Origin of the sequence: Thermococcus peptonophilus, from assembly GCF_001592435.1 — an archaeon.
Taxonomy (GTDB): Archaea; Methanobacteriota_B; Thermococci; order Thermococcales; family Thermococcaceae; genus Thermococcus; species Thermococcus peptonophilus.
In genome coordinates, this window is record NZ_CP014750.1 from 1,142,181 (window position 1) to 1,159,243 (window position 17,063).

General features: G+C 51.0%; 15 protein-coding genes and 1 other RNA gene. 12 read left to right on the forward strand and 4 right to left on the reverse strand.

Going from position 1 to position 17,063, the window contains the following annotated elements; all coding sequences use genetic code 11:
- Window positions 1-118: 118 nt before the first annotated feature.
- The 8 genes from A0127_RS06150 (at window position 119) to A0127_RS06185 (ending at window position 9,568) form a co-directional block, all read left to right on the forward strand.
- Window positions 119-2,641 (forward strand): ABC transporter substrate-binding protein, encoded by a 2,523-nt coding sequence (locus A0127_RS06150; RefSeq protein WP_062389312.1) that lies wholly within the window; start codon window positions 119-121, stop codon window positions 2,639-2,641.
- A 190-nt stretch (window positions 2,642-2,831) separates the two neighbouring features.
- Window positions 2,832-3,872: an ABC transporter permease gene (locus A0127_RS06155; RefSeq protein ID WP_331710441.1), complete on the forward strand. Its 1,041-nt coding sequence runs from the start codon at window positions 2,832-2,834 to the stop codon at window positions 3,870-3,872.
- Between the two features lie 10 nt (window positions 3,873-3,882).
- Complete coding sequence (locus A0127_RS06160; RefSeq protein ID WP_062389315.1) at window positions 3,883-5,427, forward strand: ABC transporter permease; 1,545 nt, start codon at window positions 3,883-3,885, stop codon at window positions 5,425-5,427.
- Window positions 5,428-5,437: 10 nt separating this feature from the next.
- Window positions 5,438-6,397, forward strand: a complete 960-nt coding sequence (locus A0127_RS06165) for an ABC transporter ATP-binding protein (RefSeq protein ID WP_062389318.1) — start codon at window positions 5,438-5,440, stop codon at window positions 6,395-6,397.
- A 10-nt stretch (window positions 6,398-6,407) separates the two neighbouring features.
- Window positions 6,408-7,415, forward strand: a complete 1,008-nt coding sequence (locus A0127_RS06170; protein ID WP_062389321.1) for an ABC transporter ATP-binding protein — start codon at window positions 6,408-6,410, stop codon at window positions 7,413-7,415.
- A 31-nt stretch (window positions 7,416-7,446) separates the two neighbouring features.
- Window positions 7,447-7,935 carry a hypothetical protein gene (locus A0127_RS06175; RefSeq protein WP_062389324.1) on the forward strand — a complete coding sequence of 163 codons (489 nt, stop codon included), beginning with the start codon at window positions 7,447-7,449 and terminating at the stop codon, window positions 7,933-7,935.
- A complete protein-coding gene (locus A0127_RS06180; RefSeq protein ID WP_062389326.1) occupies window positions 7,922-8,686 on the forward strand; it encodes an NAD+ synthase in 765 nt (254 codons plus the stop codon). Before A0127_RS06175 ends, A0127_RS06180 begins: the two co-directional genes overlap by 14 nt.
- Window positions 8,687-8,695: 9 nt before the next feature.
- Window positions 8,696-9,568 (forward strand): EamA family transporter, encoded by an 873-nt coding sequence (locus A0127_RS06185; RefSeq protein WP_062389328.1) that lies wholly within the window; start codon window positions 8,696-8,698, stop codon window positions 9,566-9,568.
- Here A0127_RS06185 and glnA read toward each other — a convergent pair.
- Window positions 9,565-10,896, reverse strand: a complete 1,332-nt coding sequence (glnA, locus tag A0127_RS06190) for a type I glutamate--ammonia ligase (RefSeq protein WP_062389334.1) — start codon at window positions 10,894-10,896, stop codon at window positions 9,565-9,567. The genes A0127_RS06185 and glnA overlap by 4 nt on opposite strands.
- A gap of 220 nt (window positions 10,897-11,116) precedes the next feature.
- On the opposite strand from glnA, the gene A0127_RS06195 reads away from it, so the two are divergent.
- The 4 genes from A0127_RS06195 to rnpB all read left to right on the forward strand — a co-directional run bounded on the left by A0127_RS06195 (window position 11,117) and on the right by rnpB (window position 13,833).
- Window positions 11,117-11,524 carry a DUF61 family protein gene (locus A0127_RS06195; RefSeq protein ID WP_062389337.1) on the forward strand — a complete coding sequence of 136 codons (408 nt, stop codon included), beginning with the start codon at window positions 11,117-11,119 and terminating at the stop codon, window positions 11,522-11,524.
- Window positions 11,525-11,529: 5 nt separating this feature from the next.
- Window positions 11,530-11,805 carry a hypothetical protein gene (locus tag A0127_RS06200; RefSeq protein WP_062389340.1) on the forward strand — a complete coding sequence of 92 codons (276 nt, stop codon included), beginning with the start codon at window positions 11,530-11,532 and terminating at the stop codon, window positions 11,803-11,805.
- Window positions 11,806-11,847: 42 nt separating this feature from the next.
- Complete coding sequence (locus tag A0127_RS06205; RefSeq protein ID WP_062389343.1) at window positions 11,848-13,473, forward strand: COG1361 family protein; 1,626 nt, start codon at window positions 11,848-11,850, stop codon at window positions 13,471-13,473.
- 38 nt (window positions 13,474-13,511) lie between these two features.
- An RNA gene (rnpB, locus tag A0127_RS06210) (RNase P RNA component) lies at window positions 13,512-13,833 on the forward strand.
- 1 nt (window position 13,834) lies between these two features.
- Here the strand turns inward: rnpB and A0127_RS06215 are convergent.
- The 3 genes from A0127_RS06215 to priL are packed head-to-tail and all read right to left on the reverse strand — an operon-like array spanning window position 13,835 to window position 16,912.
- Entirely contained in the window at window positions 13,835-14,680 is an 846-nt protein-coding gene (locus A0127_RS06215) for a DMT family transporter (protein ID WP_062389345.1), read from the reverse strand.
- Window positions 14,677-15,717, reverse strand: a complete 1,041-nt coding sequence (priS, locus tag A0127_RS06220) for a DNA primase catalytic subunit PriS (protein WP_062389351.1) — start codon at window positions 15,715-15,717, stop codon at window positions 14,677-14,679. Before priS ends, A0127_RS06215 begins: the two co-directional genes overlap by 4 nt.
- Window positions 15,710-16,912 (reverse strand): DNA primase large subunit PriL, encoded by a 1,203-nt coding sequence (gene priL, locus A0127_RS06225; RefSeq protein ID WP_062389354.1) that lies wholly within the window; start codon window positions 16,910-16,912, stop codon window positions 15,710-15,712. Before priL ends, priS begins: the two co-directional genes overlap by 8 nt.
- Window positions 16,913-17,063: the final 151 nt, after the last annotated feature.

Here is a 17,063-nt window from a genome sequence, read left to right on the forward strand (position 1 = left end):
CTCATGCCTGCTCAAGGTTTTTAACGTAACCCTTAAATAGGTCTCGAATGTATAGCATTATGCCATTACACGCCGTATATGGCAAATGCTGCTATAAACTTGAAGGAGGCAGTGGAATATGAGTAGGAAAGTCCTAGGCCTGTTCGTTATGGGCCTGATGCTGTTGAGCACCTTCTACGTGGCCAAGCCAGCAAGCGCCGCAGAAGTTCCAGGGGACACCCTCAAAATAGTCTATCTCGCCGCCCAGGGAAGCCTCTTCATGGGCGTCTTCAACCCATCACCCGATGGAATGACCGACGTTTACACCAACCGTGTCTGGTACTTCCTCAACGATGCCGCCATTGTTATGGGTCCCGACGCCCAAAGGCACGGCTACAGGTGCCAGCTTGTTGATGTTAAGTACAACGTCCAGGTTCCGGACAGCGCCATAATCTGGAACGGAACCTCCAAGAAGTGGGAGGCTCCATACGCTGGAAAGACCGCTAAGAGTGCCGTCACCTGGAAGTGTGGTCTCGGCCAGTGGGTTGACGGCCACAAGATAACCCTTGCGGACTATCTGTTCTCATACGCAATGGACTGGGAGTGGGCCTACCAGAACGGTGAGGACGACAAGTACTACAACGAGAACTGGGGCAACGCCCTTCAGGGCACCCTTGAGAGCATAATGGGTATCAATGTTGACAAGCTCACCGACGACTACATCGAGTACACCGTCTACCAGGACTACGTCGTCCCGTACAGCGAGTGGGCCACCGCCGTTAACTACATGGTTAAGCCCGGCTTCCCGTGGCAGGTCTACTACACCGTCAGCAAGATGGTTGCTGAGGGCGTTAACGGTAAGGTCTTCGACTGGAGCACCCAGCCGACCGACGGCTACCAGCTTGACATGATCGACCCGGACCAGGCCCCGTACTTCAAGGCCGAAGCCCAGGCCATCCTCAACAGCGGCGAACTCATTCCGGTCTGGCTGAGCAGCAACCTCGCCGACTACCTCCAGAAGTGGGGCATCAGCAAGGAGCAGGCTGGACTCACCGACGACATGGCCAAGGTCGGTTATGAGAACATCATCAAGTGGGTTGACAACTACAAGAACATCCTCATCGGCGACGGTCCGTACTATGTTGAGAAGTACGACCCGAAGGCCATGACCGTTGTCCTTAAGCTCGCCAACAACAAGAGGGTTGGCTTCCCAGGTGAGGTCAACGGCCAGAAGATACCGTTTGAGCCGTTCTGGAAGGAGATCGACATCTACGGTAGCCTCAACGACGACACCGCAGTTCTTGCCGTTGCAAAGGGTGAGTACGACCTCTACTGGTACGCAAGGCCTTACAACAAGCTTGCCAAGGCCATTGAGGAGTATGGCGACCAGGTCAACCCGATAAAGACCATCGCCGTCTGGTGGAGCCTCAACCTCAACCTCGTCGGCGACCCGCAGACCGGTCTCGTTAACTCCTCAGGAACCGAGAAGTTCAACCCGTTCGCCATCAGGGAAGTCAGGTACGCGATGAACTGGCTCGTCAACAGGCAGTACATCGTCAGCCAGATCCTCCAGGGTAGCGGTGCTCCGCTCTTCGGTGCTGAGGTCAGCGGTCAGGTTGACGCCTACACCAACTACATGAAGGTTGCAAAGGCCCTCGGCCTTACCGCCCAGGGTGACGAGAACTACGCCCTTAAGCTCATCGACGAGGGTATGAACAAGGCCGCTCAGGCCCTCAAGGCTAAGGGCCACACCCTCGAGAAGAAGGATGGCAAGTGGTACTTCGACGGCGAGCCGGTTACCGTCAGCGTCATTGCCCGTGTTGAGGACGAGAGGCTTGATGAGGGTAAGTACATTGCCCAGCTCCTTGAGAAGGCTGGCTTCCAGGTCAACCTCCTTCAGTGGCAGAGGAGCCAGGCCAGCAAGGCTGTCTACCTCAGCGACCCGAGCACCCTCCAGTGGAACGTCTACACTGAGGGTTGGGTCGTCAGCGGAATACAGGACGTTGCCAGCCTTGCCTGGGACTTCTGGTTCTTCGACATCTACGTTGACCCGAACTGGGGTACTGACTACCACAACCCGATTACCGTCAGGGATCTCGTTAACGTTATCGCCGGTGGCGACGTTAACAAGTTCATCCAGACCCTCGATCTCAAGTACTACAACACCCCTGACAAGCTCAACGACATAATGGACTGGACGGGCTACGACCTCGCCAACGTCCTTCCGTACGCCGAGTGGACCGGCCCGAACAACGTCACCGTCTCACTCCAGAGCCTCGACCAGTTCTGGGACCTCTTCAAGCTCGCCTACGGTGCACACATCTACAACGCTCCTCGCGTCTACACAGCCGAGACCTGGAACTTCTTCCTGACCAACAAGAAGATTCAGGCAGTGATGGTTGACCCGATCAGCGGTGTCGGTGGCTTCCTCGGTGCCAGGAGCCTTGCTCCGGCCAAGACTGAGACGACCACTACAAGCGCTACTGAGACTACTAAGACTGCCACGCAGAGCACCACCCAGAGCACTACTACCAGCAAGCCGGCCGCTACTACGACCAGCGCTACCCAGACCAGCAGCGGTGGCGAGAAGGGCGGAATCTGCGGTCCGGCGTTCCTCGTTGGCCTCGCAGTAGTCCCACTCCTCCTCAGGAGGAGGAAGTGACCTTTTCCTTCTTTTCTTGATTTTTCCTTGAATGTTTCTTGGCAATCTTCGGTGCATGTGAATAAAATGAAGTGATTATGTCCTCTTGTGTGCATTTGTGCACTGAAGGGAGAAAACTATTTAAAGTTTAACTTTCACGTAAAAGTTGACTCCATGAAAGCTTGGTAGTATCACATCTGGAGGGGATAGAATGGGAATGAGCTTCGGAAGATACGTGGCGTACAGGCTTGTGAACGCCGTAATAATACTATTCCTGGCGGTTCTGTTGATGTCCGCCCTCTTTACAAAACTGGCAACAATCCAGCTAACCTCTCAGGTTGACGAAGAAGTCCAGATGTGGGTGCGTGGATACACACAGCAGCACCACCAGCAGCCCACGCAGGAGATGATAGAAAAGTACCGTGAGGCAAGAATCAAATACTACCGCCTTGACCAGCCCTATTGGAAGAGGATGTGGATGTATACAATTGACACATTCTTCTTTAGATGGGGTAATTCATTTGTCAAAGTCTTTGGAACAACGGACATTGTAAGCCAGATTAAGACGGCACTCGCAAGAACAGTGTTGCTTTTCACAACTTCACAGATATTCATAATTCTCATAGGTCTCTCGCTTGGTCTGAAGAGCGCCCGCCACCCAGGAAGCCTGCTTGACAGGACAATATCCATACTGGCCATGATAGCCTCGAGTCTTCCAATGTGGTGGGTCGGAATGCTTATGATACTCCTATTCGTCGTCTATCTTGGCTGGCTCCCAATAACGCTCTACTCCCAGGTTGAAGTCTCCGGGTGGATCAACATACTGAAGAAGATGAGCCTTCCGGTCCTCACAATAGTTCTCGTGTCCTTCGGTGGATGGGCGTGGACGACCAGAAACATCATGATCGGCACCATGCAGGAAGACTTTATCATGGTTGCCAGGGCCAAGGGTGTTCCCGAGAGGAAGATTATCTACGGACACGCTCTCAAGGCAGCCGCCCCGCCGATCATTACCATGGTTATCTTCGGACTCATAGGTTCTCTTGGTGGTGCAATCATCACGGAGATCGTCTTCAACTGGCCGGGGATGGGACGTCTCTACTACGAGGCCCTTCAGCTCAACGCCGTCAGGACGATGATGGCTCTCAACTACATGTTCGCAGTGCTTACCGTGCTCTCGATGGTTCTCGCGGATATACTCTACGGATACCTCGACCCGAGAATCAGGATTGGTGCAGCCGCCCGTTCATGAGGTGATGTGAATGAGATGGGTTGACTTTAAGGACAGTGTCAAGAGGTTTTGGAGCGAATACAAGCACCAGAAGAGTGGAATGCTTGGTCTAATATTCCTCATTATCCTCTTAGTCCTTGGAATAGGGGCCCCTTACATCACAAGCCCGGACATACCCAAGCAATGGCAGACCGGTGAGGCTTGGATTGTCAATCCAAAGAACGCCCCTCCCTCATGGGAAAACGCCTTTTCAGACCAGAAACTTGCTGATCAAAAAGTATATACAATACACGATATGAACGTTGCTGAAAGTAAGAACGGTAGTTACAAGGTGTATACACTCACCTTCACGTATAACATGAACTATGACGTTCCACCGAAGGATATCGTCATTACCGGACTGAACTCCAATGCAAGCAGACCTCAGGACAACCCGCTGGTGTCAGTCTACGTGGAGAGACCCGAAGAGCAGGGTGTCACGGTTGAGAAATTTCTCCTGCTACCGGATACTCAGCTCCCCAGCAAGGGTGTGCTCCAGCTTTCATACCTGAAGGAAGTCAAGACCCTCCTCTTTTACTGGCTCTACCAGAACGGTATCATCCAGCTCCCAATGGCTCCCCCAGAGGCCCTCCCGATGGAGATTAAGCTCATGCAGATTAACCAGCAGATACAGCTCGACAGCAAGCTCTACGGGTACTTCCAGTCAATGGATCCGATGAAGGTTCTCTTTGGCTCTCTCACAGAGAACGGACAGCTCCGTACCCTTGAGCAGGTTATTAGCGAGCCAGTAGCCCTCCAGGGCGACTACAAGTTCACAATCGTTGTAAAAGCTCCGGAGAACGTCAAAGTTGACCTCAGCAACTTCGAGGTTGCCATGGTCGGTAGGACGTTTGGTCTCCTTGGAACTGACCAGTACGGAAGGCCCATAGCGGTTGGTCTTCTGTGGGGAATCCGTGTTGCTATAGCAATTGGCCTTGCAGTCTCCATAAGCTCTGTCGTCATCGGAATCCTCATAGGCGTTACCAGTGCCTACCTTGGAGGCTGGGCCGATGAGGTAATACAGAGAATAACGGAGTTCTTTATGACACTACCAGTACTGCCTATGCTCATCCTGCTCTCCCTGTACTTTGGAGGCAGGATTACACTGAAGCAGCTAGTTCTGATTCTCGTCCTCTTCGGATGGATGGGTACGACCAAGGTCGCCAGGAGTATGGCACTGCAGATCAAGGAGCAGACCTACATCGAAGCTGCGAGGGCACTTGGGGCAAGCACCGGCAGGATTGTGTTCAGGCACATAGTTCCACAGCTCCTGCCGTATGCATTCGCCAGCATAGCCCTCAGCGTTCCGGGTGCCATCCTCAGCGAAGCGGGTCTGAGCTTCCTCGGCCTGACAAGCAACAATATGATTACGTGGGGTCAGATGCTCAACGCTGCCCAGCAGAACGGCGCAACGCTCAACGGCTACTGGTGGCAGGTCATTCCGCCAGGACTGGCAATAGCGTTCGTTGGACTGATATTCGTCCTGATAGGTGTGTCGCTCGACACCGTGCTCAATCCGAAGCTCAAGCGCGCATGAGGTGGTTTAGATGAGCAGGCCAGTACTTGAAGTTAAGAACCTCAAGATGTATTACTTCACGAACAAGGGCGTTGTCAAGGCAGTGGACGACATCAGCTTTACCCTCAACAAGGGTGAGGTTCTGGGACTTGCCGGAGAGAGCGGTTGCGGCAAGTCCTCCCTCGGCTTTACCCTTTTAGGAATGCCAACGCCCCCTGGCAAGATAGTAGATGGTAGCATCAAGATCGAGGGCAGGGAGATAGTCGGACTTCCCGAGGATGTGCTGAGGAAGGAAATTCGCTGGCAGAAGATATCCATGATCTTTCAGGGTGCCATGAACGCCCTCAACCCAGTTTACACCATCGGCTACCAAATGACGGAGCCGCTCATTTACCACAAGGGAATGAGCCAGGAAGAAGCTCTCGACAGGGCTCAGAAGTACCTTGAGCTCGTCGGTCTCGACCCCGAGATAGTTTACCGCTATCCACACGAGCTTTCCGGCGGTATGAAGCAGCGTGTCGTAATAGCCATGGCTCTCCTCATGGAGCCGAGCGTCGTCATAGCGGACGAGCCGACAACGGCCCTTGACGTTATCGTCCAGGCCCAGATTATCAACCTGATGAAGCGCCTCAAGAAGGAACTCAACCTCTCGATGATATTCATTACTCACGACCTGAGCATTCTCGCAGAGATCAGCGATAAGGTTGCAATAATGTACGCTGGTAAGATAGTGGAAATAGGTGACAGCGAGAAAATCTACTACGAGCCGGCCCACCCGTACACCCAGAAGCTTCTTGCAGCCATCCCAAGGCTCCATGAGGACGTTGAGAGGCTTGAATTCATACCCGGACAGCCGCCCAACCTCATCAACCCGCCAAAGGGATGCCGCTTCCATCCGAGGTGTCCATATGCCATGGACGTTTGTAGGGAGCAGGAGCCCGAGATGAAGGAAATTGATAAGGATCACTACGCCGCATGCTGGCTGCTGTGAGGTGTGAGAGATGGCGGAGCCAATACTCAAAGTTGAAAACCTCAAGAAGTACTTTCCGCTCAAGAGGGGTCTGCTTGCGGCACTTCGCGGTGAACCTCAGCGCTTCGTTCATGCCGTTGATGGAGTGAGCTTTGAAATATACGAGAAGCAAGTCTTTGCCCTCGTTGGTGAAAGCGGATGTGGTAAGTCCACTACCGGGAGGCTGATAGTTAAGCTCCTTGAACCCACCGACGGAAAGATATACCTCGAAGGGCAGGACGTTACTCAGATAAACACCAAGGAGGAGATCCTCGCCTACAGAAGGAAAGTCCAGATGATATTCCAGGACCCGTTCGCTTCCCTCAATCCTCGCTTCAGGATATTTGACGTCCTTGAAGAGCCGCTCCTCATACACGGAATCGGCGAAACCAGGGCGGAGCGTGAGGAGCTTATATACAAGGCCCTTGAGATGGTCAAGGTTACTCCACCGGAAGACTACGTCGGCAGGTTCCCCCACATGCTCTCAGGTGGTCAGAGGCAGCGTGTCGCCATAGCCCGCGCCCTCATCCTCAACCCAACGTTCGTTGTAGCGGACGAGCCTGTCTCGATGCTTGACGTTTCCATACGTGCGGAAATCCTCGAGCTGATGAAGGAACTCAAGGAGAAGATGGGCGTTACGTACCTCTACATCACGCACGACATGTCTACCGCAAGGTACTTCGCCGACTGGATGGCGGTGATGTACCTCGGAAGGATCGTAGAAATGGGACCTGCAAAGAAGGTTATTGACAACCCGCTTCATCCGTACACGAGGGCACTGCTGGCAGCGGTTCCCGAGCCGAAGCCGGAGAGGAGGAACGTCATAAAGGAACTGCCCATCAAGGGTGAAGTTCCGAGCGCCGTCAACATACCACCGGGATGCCGCTTCCACCCGAGGTGCATCTACGCTCAGAAGGGCCTCTGCGACGTCCAGCAGCCCAAGCTCATCGAATACGAGCACAACCACTGGGCAGAGTGCCACCTCGTTGGCAAGTACTGATTTCTTTCCTTCTATTTTTCTGGTGGTGCTTATGGGAGAAGTCATTCAGGCGTTTAAAAAGTCCAGAGTTCTGTCTTTGGGCCTCCTCATGCTCATCTTAGCCCTCGTGCTGTCTGCTGTAGCAAGTTTTGTAGTTGAGGATAAGGTGTACAGCCAGAGTGGAGAACTCGGGCCTGGTGAGTATACCCTGGGAAACGAGAGCTTTGAGAGCAAATACCTGTATCCAAATAGAACACTTGTTCTCACATCCAATAACGCCACTTTGCTCGTCTCTTCGGGCGAAAACCATTCATACAACCTAACAGGACAGCTAGTTCTTTATCCCAACGAAAGGCCAGACGTTGTCGTCTACAATGGGAGTGTCAGTTATACTTATCGCGTGAAAGCTTTGGACTATCCATACTCTGACCTCTCAATACCTGCACTAATCCTGGCAGTGGTGGGGTCGGTCTTTCTCTGGGTTGGTTATGCCAAAGCTCTCCGGGATGTTAGGGAGGGGAGGAAAGATGAGAAATCTTGACTACCATTCAGTGGTTGAGAGGATAGCGAAGTTCATTCGAGAAAAGGTCGGGGAGGCTGGGGTTGAAGGTGTCGTCGTCGGTATAAGCGGGGGAATAGACAGCGCCACAACGGCATATCTGGCCGTCAGAGCTTTAGGGAAAGAAAAAGTTCTGGGTCTTATTATGCCCTACTACGAGAACAGCGACGTTGAGGATGCAAAGCTCGTCTGCAGTTCTCTCGGGATAGGGTGCAAGATTATAAACATCAAGCCGATTGTTGAGTCTTTCGTTTCTCAGCTCGGCTTCAGGCCCGACAAACGCTCCCTTGGGAACATCATGGCTAGAGCGAGGATGATACTTTTATACGCCCACGCAAACCAGCTCAACAGGCTCGTCCTTGGAACCAGCAACAGGAGCGAGTTCCTAACTGGCTACTTTACGAAGTGGGGAGACGGGGCGAGCGACTACGCACCGCTGATAAACCTGTATAAGACTGAAGTCTGGGAGATAGCAAAGTTGCTCGATGTTCCAGAAAGGATAATCCAGAAGAAGCCCACGGCGGGTCTATGGGAAGGACAGACTGATGAGGACGAGCTGGGAATAAGCTATCACCTTCTTGACGAGATACTCTGGCGCCTCGTTGACCTCAGGATGCCGAAAGAGGAGATAGCGGAGGAGCTTGGAATAAGCGTCGAGAAAGTCGAATACGTTGAGAGCCTTGTAAGGAGAAGCGAGCACAAGCGGAGACTTCCAGTGGGGCCTGAGTTTTGAGGTGAAATCATGAAGAAGGGCTACCTTTTTGTTTTTCTGGCGGCTTCGATGTGGGGAACACTCGGCATCTTTGCCAAATACTTGGATAGCTTTGGCCTGACGCCCTTCACGATGGTCTTTTACCGCGTCGTTTTTGCCCTTTTTCTCCTCGGTACCTACATCAAGCTGAAGGGCATCGGCTTTTCAATTGAACGCTCGAGGCTCAGGTTCTACGTCCTCTATGGCTTCTTCAGCATTTTCCTGTTTTACACCCTCTACTTTTACACGGTCACGATATCCTCCGTTTCCTTCGCCGTCCTCCTGCTTTATACTGCTCCGATGTACTCTATAATCCTTGGAAGGCTGATTTTCAATGAAAAAATAACGAAGGAAAAGCTAACGGCATTGGTTATGGTCACCATTGGTGTGTTTCTGGTGAACGGGTTCGGTGCTTCATTCTCGGCCAAAGCCCTGCTTTTTGGTCTCCTTTCGGGCTTTACTTATGCTCTCTATGGTGTCCTTGCCAAGTTTGCGGTTAGAAAAGAAGAGCCCGAAAAGGCGCTCTTTTACACACTGCTGTTTGGTCTAATGTTCCTCGCTCCCTTCTCAGATTTTAGTGTACCAACTGGAGCAATCCCATACCTCTTTGCTCTGGCACTCTTTCCGACGTTTCTAGGATATGTTCTCTATAACCATGCCCTCAAAGAAGTTGAAGTCAGCAGGGCAAGTATAGTGGCAACTGTGGAGCCTGTCGTGGCAATTTTTCTGGCTTTTCTCCTCTTTGGAGAGAAGTTAGGTTCAGTTCAGCTACTAGGCGCGGCGCTCATAATAGGGGGTTCCATCATAGTGCACATTGGGGAGAAGGAGAGGACTGAAGAGGCCTCGCTGGAGGAGACACATTAAACGTAGAAGTACCTTTCAAGCTCCCACTCTGTAACTTTCTTGGTGTCAATTGGGATATCCCTCAAGCTCAGGTATTCAAGGTATTCTTCCCATTCCCTCTCCTTGTAATCGATGAAGTTCCTGCAGGCCCTGCCGAGGGCTTCTCTGACTGTTTTATCTTTCTTCAGCTCTTCAAGGGCCTCTCCAAGGCTTCCCGGGAGTGTCTCTATTCCAAGCCTCTCCCTCTCAACCTCGTCCATTTCATAAACGTTGGTCTCGACGTATGAGTCCGGCTCAATCTTTCTCTTTATTCCGTCCAGTCCTGCCATAAGTATCCCAGCGAAGGCGAGGTATGGGTTTGCACTCGGGTCTGGGCAGCGGTACTCTATCCTCGCACCGCTTCCCTTGAAGGCCGGAACCCTGATAAGGGCGCTCCTGTTACGGTAGCCCCAGCTGATGTAAACCGGTGCTTCATAACCTGGTACGAGCCGCTTGTAGCTGTTGACGGTTGGGTTGGTAAGGGCCGTTAGGGCCTTCGCGTGCTTCAGTATTCCGCCGATGAAGTACAGGGCCGTATCACTCAAGCCGTTTTCGCCGACGAAGATGTTCTCGCCATCTTTCCACAGGCTTATGTGGAGGTGCATTCCGTTCCCGGGAAGACCGTAGAGGGGCTTGGGCATAAAGGTGGCGTAGTAGCTGTGGAGCTCTGCAACTGCCTTAACAACATGCTTGAAACTTATTATATTGTCGGCAGTTCTGAGGGCCTCGTCGTAGCGGAAGTCAATCTCGTGCTGGGCTTTTCCAACCTCGTGGTGCAGAACCTCCGGCTTGAGGCCGAGATAGGGCATGTAGAGTGCAATCTCCCTTCTTATATCCCTGGCTTTGTCGAGGGCAACAAGGTCGAAATAGCCGCCGTTGTCGGGAATATGGAGCTCCCATGTCCCGTTTTTCTTGAATATGTAGAACTCTGGCTCGGGGCCGATATAGGCTTTTATTCCTTTCTTTTCCAGTTCTTCGAGGGCTTTCTTCAGAATTCCCCTCGGATCAGCGTGGTACGGTTTGTCCCCCTTGTATATGTACCCGTAGACCCTTCCAATGCCCTCCCACGGTAGTTCAGCATAGGTGTCGGGATCGGCCTTGAATATAAGGTCACTGTCCTCTATTCCTTCGAATCCGGGTATTGAGGATCCATCAAAGGAGATTCCATTTTCAACTGCCTCTTCATAGCGCTCTATTGGTATTTCCATACCCTTTAGCGATCCGTTGATGTCAGTAAACGCCAGCAGCAGAAATCTTGGTTTCTTCGTACTTGTTTTGAACTCCTCTGGGATTGTTTTAATCTCGTTCATTTAGCTCCCTCCACACTTGTGAGTTAGTTCATAGTTATCGCTATATATTGCACTTATTTTCAAATTTAATCTTTTCTACTGAACATTTGTCACAATGACAAAACTGAGCCTCTCGAATCAGAGTTTTGCATTTATCTGTTCAAATTTTGTTGAATATAGTCCAGTAATTAACAGTTAGGTGATTATCAAAGTTTTTGAACTTCAAACCTTAACACTACTCATGTCAAAAATCGAAGACATCCTGAACAGGGAGATAATGCGTGTTAACCTCCACCTCCCCCGGCGCAGGGTCACTCTTGGGGATCTTATCGATGGTGGAAAGGACTACGTTACCCTAAGGGACGGGAGCAGACACTATTTTAGAAGTTCAGAACTTGAGTATCTATCTTCAATTTTAGATGAGGACGAGAAAAACAGATTGATGCTTCCGATAGTCCTGGAGATCAGCACGGTTGATAGGGGATACTTCAGGGTTAGGGGGAAGATCGAAGTCAAAGTAATCGAGACCGTTCTTGGACAGTTTGACCCGTTAGAGGAAAAATCGGAGGGGAGGTACCCTAGGTATCTCCTTCCGAGGATAAGAAGAGTCCTTCCGACAACGACCACCTACGCATTCATAATGGAGTGATGGCTATGAACGAAGACGAGAAAGTTTTTCTCAGGTACCTTATGTTTACAGTACCCCATGCAACCGTCCTTGCAGGGGCATTGTTGGGAGTCCTTTTGGTTCTTAAAGTGAGGCCTGAGATGGCTGCGGGGATATTTTCTCTTGTGTATGGCACGGTCTTGGCGATCCTAGCGGCGGTAGTTAGAGACCATTTTTCGAAATCTTCCCTCTACAAGATTTTCCTCAGTATAGCGCTGTTCCTCGTTGGCGGAGGCGTTTTAATTTTGCTGAACATGCGCTAATGTTTTATATCATAAAGTTCCAATTATTTTCAGGTGATTGCTATGGCCATTAAGGCGTCTATAATTCCAGTAGTCATTGCTCTGCTCATCTTCGTCACCTATGTTCCTCCTGTGCTCTCTGAGTCTTCTGTCAACGTGTCTATAGTCGTTGTTTCTGGTGACTATTCTAAAGGCGTAGTACCGATTATGAATCCAACTGGGGAGGCGTATGGGCGAACATACCTTCGGGCCGTCTGGGTTGAGTCCCAGAATGGCAGTCAAGTTGAAGGTATCAATGTAACACTCACCCCCTTAATTCTGGGAGGCTGGAACAAAGATGAGGTTGTCACTTTTTCTTACTATATAACTTGTTCCGAGCGGGTTCCCGCTGGAAACTACAGTTTGAAACTTCGTTTTCTTGCGACTCTCCCTTCGGGCAGTTTAAGAACGTTCGTCGTGTCAATTCCCCTGGAGGTTCTTTCTGTCCCAGTAAGCGTTGGACAATTGAGTATTCAGCCTGAAGACGGGACAGTTTTCATAGGGGATTCTCTAGTGGTTTATTCTCCAATATCTAATCTGGGACACAAGAATGTAAGCGTCAATGTCCGTCTTTCAGTTAGGGGGGTTGGAGAGCTCTATTCTATCTCCAAAAGCATGGTCATTGCCCCAGGGGATTCATCGCTGGTTTTTGAGATTCCTATTGATTCAAAGTATTCCGAGGGAGAGTACACGGTTGAGCTTACTGTCAGGTGCTCCAATACTTCAATCTCACGGCTAAGAAAGTTTAAGGTTCTTATGGGTGTTTCAGTGGTTTCTGTTTCCCTTGAAAAAGACCGCCTCTATCTGAATGACACCGGAAGTCTGTACATAACTCTGATGTCCGTGAGGAATGCAAATTTAACCCTCGTTGCAAGTTACTATAATGAGAATCGGTTTGTGAAAAATACGACTATTCCAGTAACTGTAACAGAAGGCACTCAGGTCGTTAAAGTTCCGTTGCTGACTGAGATTCCTGGGAACTATACACTCAAGTACCGCGTATCTCTCTTGGGTGTCGGAATAAGTGGGGGTGAGGTTCATTACACGGTCTTAAGTCCCCCAAGCATCACGAATATCAGCGTGGTCGGAGGTGAAAAGGGGGTTGTATTCAACATTCAGACGTATAATCCCGATTCCAAAAAATCGGGAGTTCTTCTCTACAACGTAACAATTGATGGGGCAGTTTCTTACTCTGGTTCGACCCTTGTTGAGATTCCACCGGGAGAGGGTTTGGTGGTTCTTACCATTCCGCTAGCTGCCGCTGGTGACGTTGCCTACAATTTCACGCTGAAGGTTGGTGAGTACATCTCTTCGTATTCTGGGCTCTGGGTCTATCCTGCGCCTGAAGAAACAAGCACTCCCACGGTCGTAACGTCATCCGAAACTTCCACCAGCACTACTCCAACCTCAGAATCGAATTCATCCGTGGGAGAGATCTACTCTGCCCGCGGGAGAGCGTTTTGGGGAGTAATCCTTTTGGTTATCGTCCTTATTACCACCCTGGCCTGGGTCGTGTGGCAACGGGAGTTTGGAGCAAAGAACAAACGAAGGGTGAGGCCGAGGCCAAAGCGCCGTTCCCCATTGGGGAGGTTCAAGAGGCCCAAACCGCCAAAATTCAGGAGCTTTAAGTCACTTCCGAAGAAAAGGTGACCAAACCTTTTTATTTCCCCTCTTCTAACCTTATTCGGGCGAGGGGGTCGGGGGCTCTCGGGGTGCTCCCGAGGAAGTTCCGCCCACCGCACCGGGGCCGCGGTGCCGCAAGGCACCGGCCGAGAGGCCGGGCAACGGCGCAGAAACGACACGGCCTCCGGGGGATGTGGATGAAGGCGGCGAAGGGCCCGGCGACGGTGCCCGAGCTAACCCGCAGACGATCCCGGAGGATGCGGTGAAACGGCCGTCCCGCGGGGTGCAAGGCCAAGGGAGGGGCGATGAGTTCCCGGTGTGAGCCCCGTGGTAGGCCGCTCAGTCGAATGCCCCCTTGATACAGAAGGCGGGCTACGGCCCCCTCGCCTTACTTCTTCAGTATGTCCAGGGCAGAAGCGAGAAGTATCAAAGCGCCGCCGATGATCGTCGTTATTTTTGGAATCTCCCCAAACACGAGATACGCGTAAACTACTGCACTTGCCGGGTCAAGGTAGCTCAAAAGCGCCGCGTCCTTTACTTCAACTTCCTTAAGGCCCTCCATATAGAGGAACAGCGCGAGAATCGTATGGATGAGCACGAGTACCAAAACCGCCCACCAGACTGGCTTTCCAACGTCTTGGACAACGACAAAGGGGAGGAGGACGAGAGAAGCAATCCCCAACTGGCTGAGCGTTAGGATTTTTCCCTCAACTTCCCTCAAGAACCTTCCGAGGTTGGGTATCATGGCGTAGAAAAACGCTGCCGTGAACGCGAGCAGGATTCCCACAAAGTCTCGGTTTTCGAAACCTATTTCCTGACCGCTCATTATCAGGAGGAGGCCCGAAAATGCCAGGATGATAAGGCCCAGCGTTTTCCTGTCTATGGTTTCTCCAAGAAAACGCCAGGACATGAGAGTGGCCAGAATGGGAGCGATGTAGTATACCATTACGGCATTTGCTATGGTGGTGTAGTTGAAGGCCGTAAACAGGAACGCCCAGTTAAGTGCCAGGGCTGTGCCGAGGCCAAGCAACGGTTTCCAGTTGTTTCTGAAAATTATGGGGAGCTCCCTTAGTAGCTTTATCTTAGTTAATCCAATAACAATAAGCAGAACCAGAGCACCCAGGGAAACTCTGGCAAAAGCGACCCCAAGACCACTTAGGCGGGATAATCTTCCGAATATCCCTACGCTGCCCCATATGAGCATAGAAACTGCTACTTTTGTCCTTCCGTTCATCCCCCATGTAGCTCCTTCCATTCCTGATAAGCTTTTTTCACTTCCTCTTTTCTGAACTCCGGCACTGCGTCCCTGAAGGGGTCGAACTTTTCCAGCCTTTTTTCGTCGCTTCCGATGTAAGTCGCAACCAGTCCAACCTTGGAGTGGAGAGTTGAGGGAAGGCGTAGTATTCTCTTCAGGTCAACGGTAACACGGCCGTCGAAATAGGCCTTTGAAAACGTTGTTGAGAGTCCAAACAGTCTCAGCAACGTCCTGTATCCAACCCCCTCTGGAAATGCGGCAAGCAAGCCTTTTTTGACGAACTTTTCAATTATATTCTGTCTGGTCTTTTCGTCAAGGAGCTTTTCGGTCGTTGACTTCTTAAGACCAATGTTCCGGAGGTGGTTTTCGTTTATTCTCTGAATAAAGTATCCAAACCTCAGCCTGAAAACCCTGAAGTACCCGCTTGACAGCATTATGTACCTCTTCTGGATGTCGTCAAAAGTTACCTCTTCTGCTGCGCTGACGTAGGAGAGTATCCTCTCGCGGGCCTTGGAGTCGAGCTTGAGCGCCCATTCATCGAGCACCCTGATGTGGTATCCCCTGCCGGAGTATATCACGTGGACGTTTTCAAAGCCGAAGTCCTCCTTTAGAATGATCAGCGTGTCTCTGGCGAGCTCCTTTGCGTCTTCGAGACAGATTGGACACACCTGGCCGGAGGGATGTTCGTTCTGGCAACGTCTGAGCGGGAGGTCTTTGGCGTCTATGTCAAAGACGAGCTCAGCACCGATCCAGCCTTCCATTTCTTGGGGATTCCTGTAAAAGGCAACGCTGGAATATGCGGCATATGGGGCGGTCGCCCTTATGTAATCCTCAAGGTCTCTGACGTCTGAGAATGCGTTCTTCCTGTCGCTTGGCCCCTCTCCTGTGTGATCAAAGCCAAATTCTCTCCTTTCAATGCTTTTCACTATGAACTCTGGCAGCTTTTTGGCGTCCCATTCCCTTGAGTAGTAGAGCCTCCTTTCTTCCGGTGTCGCTTCTCTCAGCAGCTCACTCACCGGTCTCACCTTCTTTCTTTTTTCCCTCAAGGTAGAGCCTCTTAAGGTAGTAGCTCAGCGGGTTCTTTATTCCGCGGCAGTACCTGTCCGGTTTGCACAGCTGGGGGGCGTTTGTCTGGATCTTGTCGCAGTTTGGAGGAAAGTACCACGTTGAGTTTCCGCTGTCCTCCATTGTTGGGCTGTCAGTCAGACCAAAGCCGAGGTGGTACCAGATGTTCTTTATCTCATGGGGCTGGTCTTCGAAGAGCGGCGGTTTGCAGCGGTTTCCAGCTTCTATTATGACGGGGAGTATCTCCTCTTCGATGATTTTGAGGTCGTTAATGCAGTCCTTTATTCTGACGTCTTTTTTGGGTGGATTAGGGCAGATTCTCGCGTAGCTGAGGAAACTGGTCAAGAGTACGGTTATGGCATAGTTTCTCATGCCTGCGGGCACTCCCTTGAGCGCTTCCTTAACGCACGGCGGGAAAAGGTCGAACCTTAATGGAGATGCTGTCCCTTTGAACATCTCCCCCCTCTCTTTAAAGTACTCCTCAGCGATTTCTTCGAGTTTCTCCCTGAGCCTGTGGTAGAATTCTGGGAGTTCATCTCTGTAATCGTAGAGGAGGTTAATGGCCCTCTCAAACCTCCTCTCGAAGGCTTTCTCCCACATCTTCAGGGTGGTTTCCCATCGTAGGTATGCGTGCCCATTTCTTATGTACACTTCTTTCAGGGAACCCGTCCAAAGGTTCAGAAAGCTCTTTAGGGGTATCCTATATTTTATCTCAAGTTTTTCCTTCTCCTCGGGGGATAGATGTCGGTCCATTCGCCTTTCAAGGATGTTAAGGTCATTATGGGGAAGTTCATCCTTTTCAACGGGCGTAACGGGCAACATAGTTTCATTGAGCTTCTTGGAGGCTTTTATTCTCTCGGAATACAACCGCAGAGCGGCCCTCTTAACTATCTCGGCTTCAAGCCCATAGGGTGAGATGGAGGCCGCTCCGAGAAGAGCATAAAACTTGAACAGATCACGAAGTTCTTCTAGGTTGTCTACTTCAATCAGTTCTTGAGGTGGATTCTCCGATTCAAGCAGCAGCTGTATCATAGCTACTGGCTCGTCAATTGAGAGGGCAGAAGGTATTCGCTCTAGGAAAGTTATTATGTCCCCAAATTCTTCCTTTATTAAGCCCTCAGCTCTCTTTCCAAAGGGGTCTAGCATGCTCCCACCTGATGTGAGTGGCATAATCAACCATAAAACGGTTTCCTTTTTTTGGGGTGTATAATAATGTACTATGGGGACAATAAAATTCTCTATGGTGCCTGAACATCCAAAAGTTTTATATTGTGATAGTTTCTAATACGTAGCAGTC

Bases quoted from the DNA above. Each gene is read 5' to 3' on its own strand.
- A0127_RS06150 (WP_062389312.1), top strand. From the start codon at position 119: ATGAGTAGGAAAGTCCTAGGCCTGTTCGTTATGGGCCTGATGCTGTTG.
- A0127_RS06155 (WP_331710441.1), top strand. From the start codon at position 2,832: ATGGGAATGAGCTTCGGAAGATACGTGGCGTACAGGCTTGTGAACGCC.
- A0127_RS06160 (WP_062389315.1), top strand. From the start codon at position 3,883: ATGAGATGGGTTGACTTTAAGGACAGTGTCAAGAGGTTTTGGAGCGAA.
- A0127_RS06165 (WP_062389318.1), top strand. From the start codon at position 5,438: ATGAGCAGGCCAGTACTTGAAGTTAAGAACCTCAAGATGTATTACTTC.
- A0127_RS06170 (WP_062389321.1), top strand. From the start codon at position 6,408: ATGGCGGAGCCAATACTCAAAGTTGAAAACCTCAAGAAGTACTTTCCG.
- A0127_RS06175 (WP_062389324.1), top strand. From the start codon at position 7,447: ATGGGAGAAGTCATTCAGGCGTTTAAAAAGTCCAGAGTTCTGTCTTTG.
- A0127_RS06180 (WP_062389326.1), top strand. From the start codon at position 7,922: ATGAGAAATCTTGACTACCATTCAGTGGTTGAGAGGATAGCGAAGTTC.
- A0127_RS06185 (WP_062389328.1), top strand. From the start codon at position 8,696: ATGAAGAAGGGCTACCTTTTTGTTTTTCTGGCGGCTTCGATGTGGGGA.
- glnA (WP_062389334.1), bottom strand. From the start codon at position 10,896: ATGAACGAGATTAAAACAATCCCAGAGGAGTTCAAAACAAGTACGAAG.
- A0127_RS06195 (WP_062389337.1), top strand. From the start codon at position 11,117: ATGTCAAAAATCGAAGACATCCTGAACAGGGAGATAATGCGTGTTAAC.
- A0127_RS06200 (WP_062389340.1), top strand. From the start codon at position 11,530: ATGAACGAAGACGAGAAAGTTTTTCTCAGGTACCTTATGTTTACAGTA.
- A0127_RS06205 (WP_062389343.1), top strand. From the start codon at position 11,848: ATGGCCATTAAGGCGTCTATAATTCCAGTAGTCATTGCTCTGCTCATC.
- A0127_RS06215 (WP_062389345.1), bottom strand. From the start codon at position 14,680: ATGAACGGAAGGACAAAAGTAGCAGTTTCTATGCTCATATGGGGCAGC.
- priL (WP_062389354.1), bottom strand. From the start codon at position 16,912: ATGCTAGACCCCTTTGGAAAGAGAGCTGAGGGCTTAATAAAGGAAGAA.